Source organism: Shewanella sp. FDAARGOS_354, from assembly GCF_002209245.2.
GTDB lineage: Bacteria > Pseudomonadota > Gammaproteobacteria > Enterobacterales > Shewanellaceae > Shewanella > Shewanella xiamenensis.
On record NZ_CP022089.2, the window covers coordinates 1,366,174 to 1,382,732 of the forward strand.

Here is a 16,559-nt window from a genome sequence, read left to right on the forward strand (position 1 = left end):
GTCTAGGCTAGAGAGATAAAAAATCCACTCCCGAGCCACAAAGGGCGCAGATTCTACCATAAAATCAGCATGAAACTAGGCCGTGTTTAGGTTTCAACGGGAGAAATTTACCGTCATTCTGCGCGTATCCAAGGTTGAGCTTGTTCTTGCACCAATTGCCTGAGCAGCTCGATATGGAGCTCATCATCATTTAAACAGGGAATAAAGTGATAGGCCTCACCACCCGCATGCAGGAAAGTCTCTTTACCACCAATAGAAATTTCCTCTAAGGTTTCGAGGCAATCAGTGGCAAAGGCTGGGCAAATTATATCAACGCTTTTCACGCCTTGGCGGGGTAAATCGGCCAGCAGTTCATCGGCATAAGGGGTTAACCACTCTTCTTTGCCGAAGCGGGATTGGAAACACACCTGCCATTGTCCATCGGTTAATCCCAGAGCCTGTGCCAGTAACTTGGCCGTAGTGCGGCACTGCTCAGGATATGGGTCGCCTTCAGTGGCATACCGCAGCGGAATACCGTGGAAGGATAAAATCAACTTGTCGGCCTGGCCATGGGTTTTCCAATGGCGTTTCACTGAATGTGCCAGCGCCGCGATATAGGCTTTATGATCATAATACTGTTTGCTAAAGCGCAGCTCAGGAATATCGCGCACTTTAGCAAAATACTGCGCCACCGCATCGAACACACTAGCGACAGTTGAGCAGGAATATTGCGGATACAGCGGCAGTACGACGATACGCTCGGCGCCTTGGGCTTTGAGTTTGGCAAAGCCGCTATCAATCGAAGGATTACCATAGCTCATGCCGAGTTCAACGGGAATGGTTTGATTAAAGGTCGCGCTCAGATCCGTGGCTAATTTTTGTGCCTGCTGCTCGCTTATCACCATCAGCGGCGAGCCCTGCTCTGTCCACACACTCTGATATAGTTTGGCCACCTTGGCGGGTCGGGTATTAAGGATTATCCCCTGCAAAATCGGCTGCCACAGCCAAGGGGACAAATCGACGACCCGAGGATCACTTAAAAACTGTTTGAGGAATCGCTTAACCGCTTTGGGAGTGGGTTCATCGGGCGTGCCGAGATTGACCAATAACACGCCAAACGCAGGAGAGGGAGAAGTCAATGTGTTACCTTTTATCAGCCTAATACCTCGGCAGGCTAACATTCAGTTGCCAATAAAAAAAGCCTGCAATCGCAGGCTTTTTCTTAATATGAGAACTTGTTCTCGAATTTAGTGAATGATGCTTATTTCAGCACGCTGGCTAACTGTTCACTCACAGCCGCAACCGACTGAGTACCATCAAATTTATGGTATTGAGTGTGACCCGCCGCAGCCACTTTGCCATAGTATTCAACCAATGGCTTAGTTTGTTCGTGGTAAATGCCTAAACGCTTACGCACTGTGGCTTCTTCGTCATCTGGACGAATCGCTAAGTCTTCGCCAGTCACATCGTCTTTGCCTTCCACTTTAGGTGGATTGAATACCACGTGGTAAACACGGCCAGAACCTGGGTGAACGCGACGGCCGCTCATACGCTTAACGATTTCTTCGTCTGGCACATCGATTTCAATCACGTGATCAATGCTGATACCGTTTGCCGCCATCGCATCCGCTTGCGGGATAGTGCGTGGAAAACCGTCTAACAGGAAACCTTTAGCACAGTCGTCCTGTGCGATGCGCTCTTTAACCAGTCCAATGATCAGATCATCAGAAACCAGTTGGCCTGCATCCATCACTTTCTTCGCTTCTAAACCCAGCGGAGTACCGGCTTTAACAGCAGCACGTAACATATCGCCAGTAGAAATTTGTGGGATACCATACTGTTCCATAATGAACTGGGCCTGGGTACCTTTACCGGCACCTGGGGCGCCCAATAGGATAATGCGCATCTCAAGAGTCCTCTTTTTCGCATTGATATTCTTCTTAGGGCGGCGATCTTCGCACATCTGACCGCCATTGAGAAGGCTTTTAGCTTCGACTTTAGCCTCAGAAACCGCAAATAAATCGCAGTTTTGTGGCAAATTTTATCCTTAGTAGAGCAAGGTATACAGCTTGCGACGGTACTGGTTAGCAAGACTATTACCTTGACCAAGGGCGGTTAAAATCTCCATAAAGACTTGTTTTACTTTGCCATTTTCAGCATTCAAGTCTTTAGATAACACACCGTATAAATGCGCAAGTGCTTCTTCATCGCGGTGAGCCGAATGCAAGGCTTTACAAAGTTCGAGTAATAACACTAAATCTTGCGGATTATGCTCGAACTTCTGCTGTAAATCACGAATTTCAGGTGTGTCTGCCGCATCCAAGGCAAGGGTTAATTTCGCCTTTAAGCTCTGGTAATAACTGTCTTGATCGGCAAGGCCAATCTGTTCGAGTAAAGTCTGCGCTTGAGCCAGTTCACCCTGTATCAAATACACATCGGCGAGCACCAAACTCACCTCAGCAGCATGATTTGAGGCGCTATAGGCGTCTTTCAGCAACACGGCCGCAGTGGTTAAATCCTCCGCCGATACTTGGCTCAAGGCTAACAAGGCTTTGGCTTGCTCAAGCTGCAATTGCCATAACGGAGGCAAGTGTTTCTCCAGCATAGCGCTCACCTGCGCCGCCTCCTGCATGCCCGCAAAGCCATCGATTGGTTGGCCCTTATCGAGCACTAAGGTGGTCGGCAGTGCTTGAATGCGGAAATAGTTCGCGATTTCCAGCTCAGTTTCACAGTTCACTTTCGCCAGCACAAAACGGCCAGCATGCTGGGTGGCAAGTTGCTCGAGTGTTTGCACCATGGCAACACTCTGCGGCTGTGGCTGGGCCCAAAACACCATCACCACCAGTTGCTGCATCGAAGCATCAACCACTTGCTGAATATTGTCTTTCGTTAGATCGAGGATATTGTCCATGGTTTTCCTTACTCCCAAACTGGCACCTCTACGGGGAAATGCCCTAGGGTAATGCGACTCTTGGTGCCTAAAAGTGAATCGGGGCACTTGTGTCTCGACCCAAGTGCCCCGAATGTGTTACTTCAGACTTGCCAATAACATTTGGTTCATCAGCTTAATAAAGGCCGATGGGTCTGCTAGGCTGCCCTTCTCCGACAATTGCGCCTGTTGCAATAACAGATTCGACCAATCGGCGAAGGCGGCTTCATCTTGAAGATCATTAAGGCGCGACACTAATGGGTGCGCAGGGTTGATCTCAAACGTCGGCTTGACCTCTGGCACTGGCTGGCCGGCAGCCTGCATCAGTTTGATCATTTGCGTCGACATTTCACCTTCACCCGTGACCACACAGGCTGGGGTATCGGTTAAGCGTGAAGTGACTTTCACATCGGCCACGCTAGCGCCTAATGCCGCTTTAATGCGTTCAATCAGTGGTGCAGACTCTTCAGCGAGTTTCTCCTGCGCTTCCTTCTCGGCCGCATCTTCCAGCTCACCTAATTCCAGCTCGCCACGGGTGACTGAGTGCAATTGTTTTTCTTTGTACTCAGTTAAGTGGTTGATTAACCACTCGTCGATACGTTCTGACATCAGCAACACTTCGATGCCTTTCTTACGCAGCAGTTCTAAGTGTGGGCTGTTGGCAGCGGCTTCGTGGCTATCGGCAACGATGTAATAAATCTTGGTTTGGCCTTCCTTCATGCGGCTAATGTAGTCATCGAGTGACACAGTCGGTGCCGCGCTACCCGTATGGGTCGACGCAAAACGCAGTAAGCCTGCAATACGCTCACGGTTTGCAAAGTCTTCCGCTGGACCTTCTTTCAACACTTGACCAAATTCGGCCCAGAATTTTTGGTATTTTTCCGCATCGTCTTTTGCCAGTTTTTCCAACATACCCAGCACACGCTTAGTGATACCGGCGCGCATCGCTTTGGTGATGTGGTTGTCCTGCAAAATCTCGCGAGACACGTTTAGCGGCAGATCGTTTGAGTCAATCAAACCCTGCACAAAGCGCAGGTAAGATGGCATAAACTGCTCAGCGTCATCCATAATAAACACGCGCTGAACAAAGAGTTTCAGGCCATGCTTACGGTCGCGGTTCCACAGATCCCACGGCGCTTTTGAAGGGATATACAACAGGTTAGTGTATTCCTGTTTACCTTCAACGCGGTTATGACTCCACAGCAGAGCGTCTGTGTAGTCGTGGGAAATATGCTTATAAAATTCTTGGTATTCTTCGTCAGTGACCTCAGACTTATTACGCATCCACAGCGCAGTCGCCTTGTTCATGACCTTCCAATAGCCTTCGGTTGCAGGAATTTTTTCACCGTCTGGGCCATCGCGCTCAGGGGTGCCTTCCTGCCACATTTCTACTGGGATTGAAATATGGTCTGAGTATTTAGTGATGATGGAACGTAGGCGCCACTCATCGGCAAACTCTTTCTCTTCATCACGCAGGTGCAGGGTGATCTCAGTACCACGGCTCGCCTTGGTGATAGTTTCAACGGTGAAGCTACCCTCACCTTCGGATTCCCACAATACGGCTTCATCGGCCTTATGACCTGCCGCGCGGGTACGAACGGTGACTTTTTTCGCTACGATAAAGGCGGAATAGAAGCCCACACCGAATTGACCGATTAGCTGCGAATCCTTTGAGGCTTCGCCAGAGAGGTTTTTAAAGAATTCAGCGGTGCCCGATTTGGCGATCGTGCCTAAATGCTCAATCACGCCATCGCGGGTCATACCCACGCCGTTGTCTTCGATGGTCACAGTGCCTTTTTCTTTGTCTGCGCTGATACGCACACGTAGCTCACCGTCACCTTCGTATAACGCGTCGTTGGTTAACGCAAGGTAACGCAGCTTATCGGCCGCATCCGCAGCGTTAGAGACCAGTTCACGCAAGAAAATTTCTTTGTTGGAATACAAAGAATGGATCATCAAATGCAACAGCTGTTTGACTTCAGTTTGAAAACCATGAGTTTCTTGTTGTGACATGAAATTTTCCTTATTTGTTACGCAATTTGGTTAAAGCAAACGCTCAGTGCTTTATAAAATGGGGCTGCAAATCCACTTTTCAAGGGGGGAGATAAAATCACAGATCAAATGGCGAAAAATAAGGCAGTATCAAACCGAAATTACGCTATCCCTATGTCAGAATTAAGAAAGGAATGTTAGACCTAGACACGCTAGGGCGTGTTCGCTAAACAAATACAGCTATAAAATAAAAACCCGCGAGCACAGGGCCAGCGGGTTTATTCTTTAGGCCATCACAGGCTACAGCGGGATACGCCCATTGAAGGACAGCGCTAAGGTGGTGCTGTCGACATATTCCAGCTCACCACCCACGGGCACACCGTGGGCGATGCGGCTGATCAGCACCTTGTGGCGCCTTGCCATATCGGCGATAAAGTGGGCTGTGGCCTCACCTTCAACCGTTGGATTGGTCGCTAAAATCAGCTCAGCAACATCGCCAGAGGCTAAGTGACGCTCTAATAGCGCCAAGCCTAACTCTTCAGGCCCCACGCCATCGAGGGGGGATAAATGGCCCAGCAATACAAAGTAGCGACCCGTAAAATGTCCACCTGCTTCAATGGCTAACACATCGGCTGGCGTTTCGACCACACAAATTGTCGAAGACGAGCCGCGCTTATGGCTAGCACAAATCGGACATAACGTTTCTTCAGTGTAGGTTCGGCAAGACTGACAATGACCGATATCACTCATGGCACTCGACAGGGCAGAGGCTAATTTAAGCCCAGCTTTCCTGTCTCGCTCAAGTAATTGAAACGCCATACGTTGCGCCGATTTAGGCCCAACCCCTGGTAAACAACGTAGGGACTGAATTAACTCGTCTAGCAGTGGACTAAATTTCATTGTCTATCTCAATTAAAATGGCATTTTCATGCCTGGTGGTAATTGCATACCGCCAGTCACTTCGGCCATTTTAGCTTTTTGATTCTCTTCGATGCGACGTGCTGCATCGTTACAGGCTGCCGCGATCAAATCTTCCAACATTTCTTTGTCGTCTTCCATCAAGCTTGGGTCGATTTCGACTTTACGCACTGTGTGTGCGCCTGTCATGGTCACTTTAACCAGACCTGCACCTGACTCACCGACCATTTCCATGCGGGCAATTTCTTCCTGCATTTTTGCCATTTTTTCTTGCATCATCTGGGCTTGTTTCATCAGATTGCCCATACCGCCTTTTCCAAACATAGTCATTTCTCTTCTATTAGGGTTAGTCGCAAGCTTTTAAGCTGGCTAATCTTACTGAAATAAATGGGATTGGCAATCAATGCCGCGATCCCATCGCTAAACTTATGATCTTGATAGCGCGTTTTTAACAAACTCTGCCATTCCACGCAGCATATACATAGAGGAAATATTACTCGGGCTCAGGTAACGCAGGAATAAGCCCGCTGCGCTGATTTAACAGTTCAGGCGGATAGAGCAAGCTATCCTTCTCAAGCTCAGCCCCAAAGCGGTTAATCAGCCATTGCACATTGTCATCCATTATTAGCGACTGCTGCGCCTGTTGCAGTAACTCTTGGTGAAAACGTTTGCGCATCTCTAAGGGCGTCTCCCGCGTAGGATCGGTTCCTATGACCACCTCAACCTGCCTTGGGTTCCCAAGGGCTGCGGTTAAGGCTTGCTCGAGCTGCTCAATGGCCACCTGCGCCGCCAAGTGTTTCTGATCGGGTTTTAGCAGTAATGGCAAGGGGTTAGCCTGCTGCTGACAAATCGAATTGACCGCTAACTGACGCACACGACCGCCAATATCGAGGCTCGCCATGAGCTTGTACCAATGCAAATCGAGCGGATGACCGGTAATCGATTGCGCCAGTGCTAATGCGGTGAATGACGCCGATGAAACCGTCTCGCTTGGCGGTGACTGTTGGGTCCGTTGCTGCGTCTGTGATAATTCCTGTGTCTGAGACGGTTGCAGCACGGTATTTGCTTCAGTGCGTTGCAGATCAGTCTTAATCTCTTCCACTTCGGTATCGATTGTCGAGGTTTGAGCCGAAGCATGCCCAGATACTGCCGCACCAACTGATTTTTGCGGCGCGCTCACACCACTTTGTAGGTGTGAGCTAGCAGCCAATGGGCTTGCCTCATCCGTTGCAACGACGGGTGCCTCTTCCCATGGCGGGCGATCGTTTGGATCAAACTGCGGAGTCGGCGTGACATTGGATAGTGACTCAAGATGGATCTCGGCCTCGAAATCGTCGTCAAAGGGCAGCTCAAAGTCGTTATCGGACTCGTTACTGACAACTTGCCGCTCAATAGATGCATCAACTGAAGGCGTTTTATGTGTTGGCGCGTGAGAGACTGGCGCAGTATGGCCATTCTGACTCGGGGGGTTAACCTTAACTTCCGCTGCCAGCTTTTTTCCATCACCATCCTTGGTGCTGAGCGCATCGAGATCGGATAGTAAGGAGTCGCGCGCCGCTAATACCGCCGATAAAATATCGTCATCATCGAGGGATACTGTAGTTGAAGCCGGAGGAGTTGTTGAAGCCAGAGGGCTTGTTGAAGCAGAGCTTTCGGCAATAGACTGCGACTTTTGCGCTGGTGTCGCAGACGCTTGAGCGGCATGTCCATGAACAGCGGACTCATGCACAACATGACTATGATCAATAGACTGAGCACTGTCGCGATTAAACGAATTATCTTCTATATCAGAGAATGCGCCCTGCTCCTCAGATATAAATTGCGCATAATCATCTTGATAAGCATCCAGCGGCGCGGCGGCATAATCGTATTGCCCGTAAGACTCAGCTGAATAAGCATCAGGCGTTAACTTATCTACACTTTCGTTAACACTCGTTTGAGTCTCTTCCTCGACATCATTTTCATTAGATAATGCCACTGTAGGTTCTGTTAACTGGTTGGCGTAAGGCTTAAGGTTAACACTAGCGGTATCAACAACCGCGGCTTGATGATGTTCAGCATCAGTATTTGATGCAGGCATAGAAACAGCACTTACTTCTGTCTCAGTATTCGATACAACATCCACATTTGCGCCAAAGCCCTGACTTTGGGCTTGACTTAAAATCACTTGCTGCTCGGCAATCAATGCGGCATTGAGTGCTAACGCTTCATCAACCGCATCCTCATCGGATAAAGCTTGTTGCGATGCTTCGACGAGTGAAGCCGTAGCAAGCGCAGACGTTGCTGCAACTTGTGGCAAAGCTAGGGAATCAACGGCGGAAGTTAGCGAAGTTTTTTTTTCAGCCACAGCCTGATTAACCGTCTGTTCTACCGCGGGCATATTTGATGTGGGCGTCGCAGACATTGGCTGCTGAGAAGGCAAACTTACCTTAGCTGTGTCTTCGACTTGCCAACGTTTTACTGGCTTTTCGGGAACAAATGCCACCGCTCGCAGCAGCGCCATTTCGAGGCCCGATTTAGGATCCGGCGCATGGGGTAAGTCTTTACGGCCAGTCAGTAAAATTTGGTAATACAGCTGCACTTGTTCAGGCGCTAACTGCTCGGCAAAGGCCTGAATTTGAGCACTATAAAGGGATTGCTGCGCGGCGGCTGGCGCAAATTGTGTCAGGGTAATCTGATGCAGTAATTCCAGTAAACTACGCAGCACTTCTTGGGCGTCCGCGCCATAGGCGAGCACCTGGGCGCAGCTTTGCATCAATACGCCAATATTGGCATCGGTTAAGGCTTTAAGTAAGCCCAGCACATGCTGCTCATCGATGCTGCCCAGCATAGATTGCACTTGGTTGAGCATTACCGTGCCGCCACCGAAGGCGATGGCCTGATCGGTCAAGCTTAAAGCATCACGCATGCTGCCATTGGCCGCTTTGGCGAGCAGAGTTAGGGCTTCGTGCTCAAAGGGCAATTGCTCTTGGGTTAAAATATGCTGTAGCTGAGTGCCAATTTCCTGCTGGGTTAAACTCTTTAAATTAAATTGCAAACAGCGGGATAACACAGTCACCGGCAGCTTTTGCGGATCGGTGGTCGCCAGCAAAAACTTCACATGCTCTGGCGGTTCTTCAAGGGTTTTTAGCAGCGCATTAAAACTACTGCGTGAGAGCATGTGTACTTCGTCGATCAGATAAACCTTAAAACGGCCTCGGGTCGGACGATATTGCACATTATCTAAGAGTTCACGAGTGTCATCGACTTTAGTGCGCGAGGCGGCATCGACTTCAATTAAGTCAACAAAACGGCCTTGGGCAATTTCAACACAGCTGCCACACACACCACAGGGGGAAGCCGTTACGCCCTTCTCACAGTTAAGACCTTTGGCAAAGAGACGCGCCAAACTGGTCTTGCCCACTCCGCGCGTGCCAGTAAAAAGATACGCATGGTGTAAACGTTGCTGGGTTAACGCATTGGTTAATGCGTGCAACACATGACTTTGGCCGACCATCTGTTCGAATGTGGCAGGGCGCCATTTTCTGGCTAACACCTGATATGACATGGAACTCCCCAATGTGCATGACAAGAATGTTGGTACAAAAAAGGGGATCGCGCCCCGAGATAGTTGCAAGATAACATGTCAATTAACGACATGCCATTAAACTATCCCTAGGCGCCTTTGGCTGAAGAATTATTCGCCTTCAAACTCACAAAGTTTAACCAACTCAAGACCTAAGGCAGTTAAACGAGCCTCACCACCTAAATCAGGTAACGAAATCACAAAGGCGGCATCTTGCACTTCACCACCGAGTTGGCGGATAAGTTTTACCGTGGCTTCGATAGTACCGCCCGTGGCCAGCAAGTCGTCAACCACTAGCACTTTGTCGTTAGCGGTAATCGCATCGGTATGGATTTCAAGGCTATCGTGGCCATATTCCAGCTCATAGCTTTGGCTAATCGTCGCGCGTGGCAGTTTACCTGGCTTACGAACTGGCACAAAACCAATACCTAATTCCAACGCCAAAGGTGCACCAAACAGAAAACCACGGGCTTCGGTACCCACAATCTTGGTAAAGCCTTTGTTGCGGTAATGCTCAACTAATAAATCAATAGTCGCTTTATAGGCTGCAGCATTTTCCAGCAGACTGGTTACATCGCGAAATAGAATCCCTTCCTTAGGATAATTAGGAATGGTTTTAATGCTTTGCTTTATCAAGGATAAGGTTTCTGTATTCATAGCCATTTAATTTAACTTAATCGTTTCGCCACGCTTATTGCTGGCAGTAAAAACAAAACGTCCACAGCGAGTGTGGACGAGCTTTAATAATTCGCACAAAGCTTATGCCGCTTTGGTTTGAGTTGCAACTAGCAGCGTATTCAAGTGACGAATTGGTTATCAATTTGTGCCTTAGATCAAATGTGCTTAGGATTCGATTTCAGGAATCGTTTTCAGATACCAGAGAAGCCCGATTGCCATGGTTAACAGCAACAATTTTACCCATACGATTGGCACAACAAGAATACTGACACTAAAACTGAGGCCAGAGAGTAGCATAGCCCTGCGTTTAAGGCCTGGGCGCATGGCTCGGTGCTCTTGCCACTGGGTGAGCGCATCGGCAAACCAAGGATGTGTCATTAACCACTGATGTAAGCGAGTGCTTGAACGGGCGAAGCAAAAAGCGGCGAGTAAAATAAACGGCACCGTCGGTAACAGTGGCACGATAATACCTAGCAGTCCAAGGCCCAGCGCAAGGCAGCCTATCAATAAAAACAAACCACGTTTCAATATCATAGCGTGTAAATAATCATAGTGTGTAAATGCCTCGAACCTCAAAAACAAAAGCCACTCTCAGAGTGGCCAGTAGTATACTCAATTTGAGATTAAAACCTGCTTAAATTAAGCCTAATTGCTTTAACCAAGTCAGGCTTGCTGGTAGTGTCGGCAACAGTAAGACTAAAATAAAACCAATAAAATACATAACGTTAAATGGGTCTTTAAATGGCTGACTGCTCATTACAGCTCCTCAAATGTGTGCGTAGATAAGTGCGCGGGAATCATACAGTGATTAAGATCACAAAACGGGCGTCATTGTAGCGGTTTGCCACACCAACAAAAACCCTTTTTCTGTATGGTTATTGCAATTATTTTGCGTACTTAAGCACCATATCTTTCTATGTTCCGCGAACGATACCTTTAGCGGTTAGTTGTTCGAGTAACTGTAAACAACCTTGAGTTAAGGTCTCTGTAAGCATTTGCGGATAAGTCGACACCAACCATTGAATCAATTCATTAAAGGTGCTCTGCCCCTTTTCGGTTAAATAACCCAGTACTTGCGCGCTTAAAGGCGTTAATTGCAAAAAGCCTACCTCACCTGCCTCATCCTGATACAGGCAAAAAAACACTGGCTGCGGCAGAGGAGCTTCTGGGCGATAATCTTGCCGTATTTGCTGCACTGGGTACTGGTATTGCGCCACGGTTGCCGTTGCGGCTAAACATAGATTTTGATGCGTAATTCCCTCTTTACCAATCAGGACTTGGCGGCTATCTTGCTGCGCAGTTGCCACCCGTAGTTCAAGCCATTCATAGTGCGCAAGTTCCAGCATAAAGGGCGGATCAATGTTTATTGGAGAATATTGAAACTGCAGGAACTGTAAAAACTCTCCAGCAATATCGATAAAAATCGGTGATTTACAATCATGTCGACTAAAAAAAGCCTGCACTAAGGTTTGCCACTGCGCATCAGTGTATAAGCTTTTGAGTACGGGGAAGGCATTAGAAACAAAACCCATCACATTATTAAAAAATAGCTCTCGGTAAACCTGCATCCGCTCAATAGGTACACCGATCGGCACGGAATTGTTAGGATCACGAATATAATCGATAAAGGATTGCTGTACTTGCTTAAAATCCATTAGGCAATCCTCTTCGCTAGATTTTTTTTGGCCTGGGCTTGGTAAGTATGAATTTGATTAATTTCATCCAATAAATGCGCTGTTGCCGGCAGATTAAAGTCACGCTCGAGCAAGGTGGGTAATACGCCATGCATGGCATAGCAACTATCTAGGAGCGCCCATACAGGGGCGTTGATATCGCTGCCGTGGGTATCAATCAATAATTCTTCTGATTCTTTAAAATGTCCTGCGATATGCAAGTAGGCAATCCGCTCAGTTGGCATCGCCTTTAAAAATGCCGCCGCATCATATTGATGATTTATCGAATTAACATAAATATTATTCACATCTAACAGGAGTTTGCAGTCGGCTTCTTCCAGCACTGCCGTCAAAAACGCCAGCTCAGTCATCTGCGCACTGGGCGCCGCATAAAAGGAGACATTTTCCAAAATAAGCGGTCGTTCTAAAATATCTTCGACTTGCTTAACTCGCCGAGCGACATGCTTAACGGCGGCCTCGGTAAAAGGAATAGGCATCAGATCGTATAAATGGCCAGCTCCTGAGCAGTAACTCAAATGCTCTGAATAGACATCAATTTGATGTAAGTCCATAAAAGCTTTAATACGGCGAACAAACTCAAGATCCAACGGCTCAGGGCTACCGATTGAGAGCGACAGACCATGGCAAAAAAAGGTATGTTGTTCAGTTAATTGTCTAAATTGTTTACCGTATTTTCCACCTAGCGTCATCCAGTTTTCAGGGGCAACCTCTAAAAAATCGATAGCACTCGGCAGCGATTGGCAAAACTCACTGAGCATTTCACGCCGTAACCCTAATCCAACTAATCCACGATCTTGCATTGCTTTAACCCCTTTAATTGGATGCTGCTAAACAAAGGCCAGCATAGGCTGGCCATGTGCTAGGGCAGTACCTCACTAAGTACAACTGAACTTATTTGACTTCCTTTTTTACGGCTTCAGTTTTAGCGTCAACTTTTTCAGCGGCTTTCTTCATATCAGCACCGCATTTACCCTCACCACATTTGCCTTCATGAGCTTTGTCTGCTGCTTTTTTCATATCGGCGCCACATTTTGCTTCACCACACTTACCTTCGTGAGCTTTGTCTGCAGCCGCTTTTTTCATATCGGCGCCACATTTTGCTTCACCGCATTTACCTTCTTTAGCTTTTTCTGCAGCCGCTTTTTTCATATCTGCACCGCATTTACCCTCACCACACTTACCTTCAGAACCAACGAGTTGATATCCTGATTCCATGGTTTCAAAACCAAATAAATTTGTTTGCGCGTTAACAGTAAACGCTGAACCAACCACCACTGTACCTAATGCCACTGCAACCGCGGTTTGCTTAACTGATTTCATATTCTTGCTTCCTTTTATTGATTAATGGTGACCAACAATAGGGTTATCGTTGGCTTACTGCAAAAGACCTGCACCGCTTTAGTTTCATTTCAAAAAATATCACCAAATCACAGAAATTATCAAAATATGCTGATAGGAAGCTGAATTTAGCCAATTAAATAGCCATAAATAGTTGTCATTGTTGCCAAGCCTCTCTGCGCACTTTGTAACAGCAAGCCAATAGGATAGAATGCACGCCCTTTGTTCCTCTATATGGGTTTGTAGCAGTGCGGGTAATTTTGGCTCCGATGGAAGGCGTGGTTGATGACTTAATGCGAGATATTTTGTCGTCGATTAACCCTTACGATTTGCTTGTCACCGAATTTGTGCGCGTCGTTGACCAACTATTACCTGAAAAGGTCTTTCTTAAACTCTGTCCAGAGCTACTGAGCGGTGGCTATACGCCATCGGGTACCCCAGTCCGCGTACAGCTTTTAGGCCAAGAACCTCATTGCATGGCCGAAAACGCCATGCGCGCAATTGAGCTTGGCTCCCACGGCGTAGATGCAAACTTTGGCTGTCCTGCCAAGATGGTCAATCGCAGTAATGGCGGCGCGGTGTTGCTGCAATACCCTAATACGATTCACGATATTGTGCGCGCCATGCGCCAAGCAGTGCCCGCTGAGCATCCGGTGACAGCCAAGATCCGTTTAGGCTACGAAGACAAATCCCTGTTTATGGAAAATGCGCTGGCCGTTTATGAAGCGGGCGCAACAGAGCTTGCTATCCATGCCCGCAGTAAGGTTGATGGTTACAAACCGCCCGCTTATTGGGAATACATCACTGAAGTGCGCAAACGTTTGCCAATACCAGTAATTGCCAACGGTGAGATTTGGAATAGTGAGGACGCTAAACGTTGTATGGAAGTAACGGGGTGCGACAGTATCATGATTGGCCGCGGCGCGATCTCGCTCCCCAATCTTGCAGACACCATAAAAACCGGTGCAACGCCCTACAGTTGGGCTGACACGTTACAATTAATGCTCAGTTATACCCAAAGGGAGCTTAGTGGCCGTAAGAGTGATTATTATCCAGCGCGCATTAAGCAGTGGTTTAGTTATCTCAATCGCCAATATCCCGAGGCAGATACCCTATTTCGGGAACTTAGGATCTATAAAACTACTGAAGACATTGTGCGTGTGCTAGAACAAGCGCAACAACATCTAAGCCAGTAACCCCATACAAAAGTGGTGGTTTTTTATGTTAACCACCACGTTACCCCTAAAAATCGTACAGATACTTGATCTTTATCATAGTCGTTGGTAGTGGAACTATTAGACTGAATGCCCAGAGTCAGATAAAACAGGCGATTTTACGTGAGCACCACCCATATCAGACAAGAATTGTCAGAGCTTGAAGCTAATCTAAGGAAGGAAATCGGCGCGCTCCCTCAGTTTATTGAAATACTTGGGACGCATTGTGCCAACCTCAGCCTAGGGGAACTCATCGACCGACTGGCACAGAGCCACCTTGCCGATCACCCGCTATTTTGTCGTTTAAACCGCCTCGATGCCGCATTCTGCCAACTTGACTTAGGTCTTTATGGCCTTTGTTCCGATTGCGAAACTGAAATCGAAGCTGAACGTTTAATGCAAGATCCTACCGAACAACGTTGCAGTTGCTGCGCTGAGCATTACCAGCATGAGCATCGTCATGAACTGCGCCTGAGTCATTAAGCCGTCATTCCGCAGCTAATTCCAGAATTTAAATAGTGTGATCTGGCGATCAGCTTTTCATAAAAACTACGACACCATCTTGACCGCGATCGACAGTTTTGATCTATTACTGCTATTTGACGGTCTCAAAATATGTCTACCCATCCTGTTATTAAACGCTTAGATCACCTTGGTCTCATTGCCGCCTTTTGTCACGAAATTGGCCTGCCACGGATGATAGATGCCGTTATCCCAAAATATTCTGACCACAATGTTTCTCATGGTGACGCGGTATTGGCCATGCTCCTAAATGGACTTGGCTTTCATAGCAGAACACTGCACATGTTCTCGGACTTTTTTAAGACCAAGCCTGTATCTAAGCTACTCGCCAAAGACATTGAAGCACACCACCTGACTGATGATGTACTAGGCCGCACATTAGATGCTCTATACGAAGCCGATGTCTCAGCGCTCTATCAGGTTATTGCTGAGCGTGTTGTTGATAAACTGGGCTTGACGACCGATTCTGTTCATCTTGATATCACTAGCTTCCACGTTGATGGTGAGTATGCACAAGATGAAAACACCAACGTGATTAAGCTTGTAAGAGGTTATAGTCGGGATCATAGGCCAGAGCTTAACCAAGTCGTGCTTGAACTCATCTGTGAAAACCAAGCAGGTATTCCTGTTTACATGCAAGCACTGAGTGGTAACACCAATGATGCCAAGGCATTCGCTGAAGTCACTAAAAGACACATACATTGCCTAAAAGCCGCGCAAAATAGTCGTTACTTTATCGCTGATGCCGCTTTGTACACCGAAGAAAGCATCTCCTCGCTAGATGAGCAAAATCAAAAATTCATTACCCGTGTCCCCATGACCATCAAGCTCGCAAAACAAGCACTACTTGCGCTAGAGCCAGAGCAATTAAGCACTATCGGTCATGGCTACTCAGGATGTTGGATAGACTCGGATTACGGAAAGGTCAATCAACGTTGGTTGCTCGTTCACAGTGAACAGGCCACCAAGCGGGAAGAAATCACTTTCTTCAAGAACTTAGAGAAAAACATAGCAAAAGAAATCAAAGCGTTGGAAAAGCTAAGTAAAAAACCATTCGCTTGTGAAGTTGACGCAGAATTAGCGTTTAACGATTTCAAGAAACAATGTGACTTACTTGGGTTTGAACAAGGCACTCTCATCAAACAGCCGACTTACTCTCATTCGGGCCGCCCAAAGACAGATGAAGCACCGACAGGATACCAATACTTTATCGAAGCCGCCCCCTTCACCGACCTAGAAAAAGTAAAACTGGCTAAGCTCAAAGTAGGCATGTTTATCCTCGCGACGAATGACACCGACAATGAAGCACTCACCATGGCGGCTCTTCTAGCACATTACAAATCGCAACAAAAAGTCGAGCGCGGCTTCCGTTTTCTAAAAAGCCCTGAGTTTTTAACCTCTTCCATCTTCTTGAAAAAGCCTGAGCGCATTGAAGCGTTGCTAATGATAATGACGTTGAGCTTGCTTGTTTACGCTAGTTTAGAACACAAAATCAGAGAACAACTCGCACAAACCGAAGCGTTCTTCCCAAGTATGGTAAAGAACAAGACGACCTCCAGACCGACGGCACGTTGGGTCTTCTTGCAATTCGAAGGCATAGATACGCTAGAGATTAACGGCCAAAGGTTCATCACTGGACTTCAAGATCACCAAACACAACTACTCAAATTACTCGGTAGATTCTATGAGGTAGTTTATTCCTAAATTAGCTGCGGAATGTCGGATTAAGC

At 47.4% G+C, this 16,559-nt stretch carries 16 protein-coding genes; 3 read left to right on the forward strand and 13 right to left on the reverse strand.

From position 1 onward, the window contains the following. Positions 1-113: 113 nt before the first annotated feature. The 13 genes from hemH to CEQ32_RS06250 form a co-directional block, all read right to left on the reverse strand. Positions 114-1,160 carry a ferrochelatase gene (gene hemH, locus CEQ32_RS06190; RefSeq protein ID WP_181159813.1) on the reverse strand — a complete coding sequence of 349 codons (1,047 nt, stop codon included), beginning with the start codon at positions 1,158-1,160 and terminating at the stop codon, positions 114-116. 80 nt (positions 1,161-1,240) lie between these two features. Continuing rightward, positions 1,241-1,885: an adenylate kinase gene (adk, locus tag CEQ32_RS06195; RefSeq protein ID WP_037417813.1), complete on the reverse strand. Its 645-nt coding sequence runs from the start codon at positions 1,883-1,885 to the stop codon at positions 1,241-1,243. Positions 1,886-2,026: 141 nt separating this feature from the next. Continuing rightward, entirely contained in the window at positions 2,027-2,890 is an 864-nt protein-coding gene (locus tag CEQ32_RS06200) for a co-chaperone YbbN (RefSeq protein ID WP_088585711.1), read from the reverse strand. A gap of 117 nt (positions 2,891-3,007) precedes the next feature. Then, on the reverse strand, positions 3,008-4,921 hold the full coding sequence (htpG, locus tag CEQ32_RS06205; protein WP_088585712.1) for a molecular chaperone HtpG: 1,914 nt from the start codon (positions 4,919-4,921) through the stop codon (positions 3,008-3,010). Between the two features lie 279 nt (positions 4,922-5,200). Then, positions 5,201-5,800, reverse strand: a complete 600-nt coding sequence (gene recR / locus CEQ32_RS06210) for a recombination mediator RecR (RefSeq protein ID WP_055647120.1) — start codon at positions 5,798-5,800, stop codon at positions 5,201-5,203. Between the two features lie 12 nt (positions 5,801-5,812). Next, on the reverse strand, positions 5,813-6,142 hold the full coding sequence (locus tag CEQ32_RS06215) for a YbaB/EbfC family nucleoid-associated protein (protein WP_007648738.1): 330 nt from the start codon (positions 6,140-6,142) through the stop codon (positions 5,813-5,815). A gap of 169 nt (positions 6,143-6,311) precedes the next feature. After that, entirely contained in the window at positions 6,312-9,365 is a 3,054-nt protein-coding gene (gene dnaX, locus CEQ32_RS06220; protein ID WP_088585713.1) for a DNA polymerase III subunit gamma/tau, read from the reverse strand. 129 nt (positions 9,366-9,494) lie between these two features. Beyond that, a complete protein-coding gene (gene apt, locus CEQ32_RS06225) occupies positions 9,495-10,046 on the reverse strand; it encodes an adenine phosphoribosyltransferase (RefSeq protein ID WP_023265726.1) in 552 nt (183 codons plus the stop codon). 180 nt (positions 10,047-10,226) lie between these two features. Beyond that, positions 10,227-10,595 (reverse strand): YbaN family protein, encoded by a 369-nt coding sequence (locus CEQ32_RS06230; protein ID WP_037417764.1) that lies wholly within the window; start codon positions 10,593-10,595, stop codon positions 10,227-10,229. A gap of 100 nt (positions 10,596-10,695) precedes the next feature. Further along, positions 10,696-10,818 (reverse strand): hypothetical protein, encoded by a 123-nt coding sequence (locus CEQ32_RS23195; RefSeq protein ID WP_011072094.1) that lies wholly within the window; start codon positions 10,816-10,818, stop codon positions 10,696-10,698. A gap of 157 nt (positions 10,819-10,975) precedes the next feature. After that, positions 10,976-11,716, reverse strand: coding sequence for a DUF2063 domain-containing protein (locus CEQ32_RS06240; protein WP_037417766.1), 741 nt, complete (start codon positions 11,714-11,716; stop codon positions 10,976-10,978). Then, positions 11,716-12,555: a DUF692 domain-containing protein gene (locus CEQ32_RS06245; RefSeq protein WP_047540409.1), complete on the reverse strand. Its 840-nt coding sequence runs from the start codon at positions 12,553-12,555 to the stop codon at positions 11,716-11,718. The genes CEQ32_RS06240 and CEQ32_RS06245 overlap by 1 nt, the downstream gene beginning before the upstream one ends. A 91-nt stretch (positions 12,556-12,646) precedes the next feature. Then, on the reverse strand, positions 12,647-13,075 hold the full coding sequence (locus tag CEQ32_RS06250; protein ID WP_037417772.1) for a hypothetical protein: 429 nt from the start codon (positions 13,073-13,075) through the stop codon (positions 12,647-12,649). 266 nt (positions 13,076-13,341) lie between these two features. Here CEQ32_RS06250 and CEQ32_RS06255 point away from each other — a divergent pair, with 266 nt between their 5' ends. From CEQ32_RS06255 to CEQ32_RS06265, 3 genes are all read left to right on the forward strand, one after another. Next, positions 13,342-14,289, forward strand: a complete 948-nt coding sequence (locus tag CEQ32_RS06255) for a tRNA-dihydrouridine synthase (protein WP_088585714.1) — start codon at positions 13,342-13,344, stop codon at positions 14,287-14,289. Positions 14,290-14,430: 141 nt separating this feature from the next. Continuing rightward, the gene (locus CEQ32_RS06260) at positions 14,431-14,790 is read left to right on the forward strand and encodes a TraR/DksA C4-type zinc finger protein (protein WP_037417804.1); all 360 of its coding nucleotides are present in this window, start codon (positions 14,431-14,433) and stop codon (positions 14,788-14,790) included. 132 nt (positions 14,791-14,922) lie between these two features. Continuing rightward, positions 14,923-16,533, forward strand: a complete 1,611-nt coding sequence (locus CEQ32_RS06265; RefSeq protein ID WP_011787758.1) for an IS1634-like element ISSpu7 family transposase — start codon at positions 14,923-14,925, stop codon at positions 16,531-16,533. Positions 16,534-16,559 lie beyond the last annotated feature (26 nt).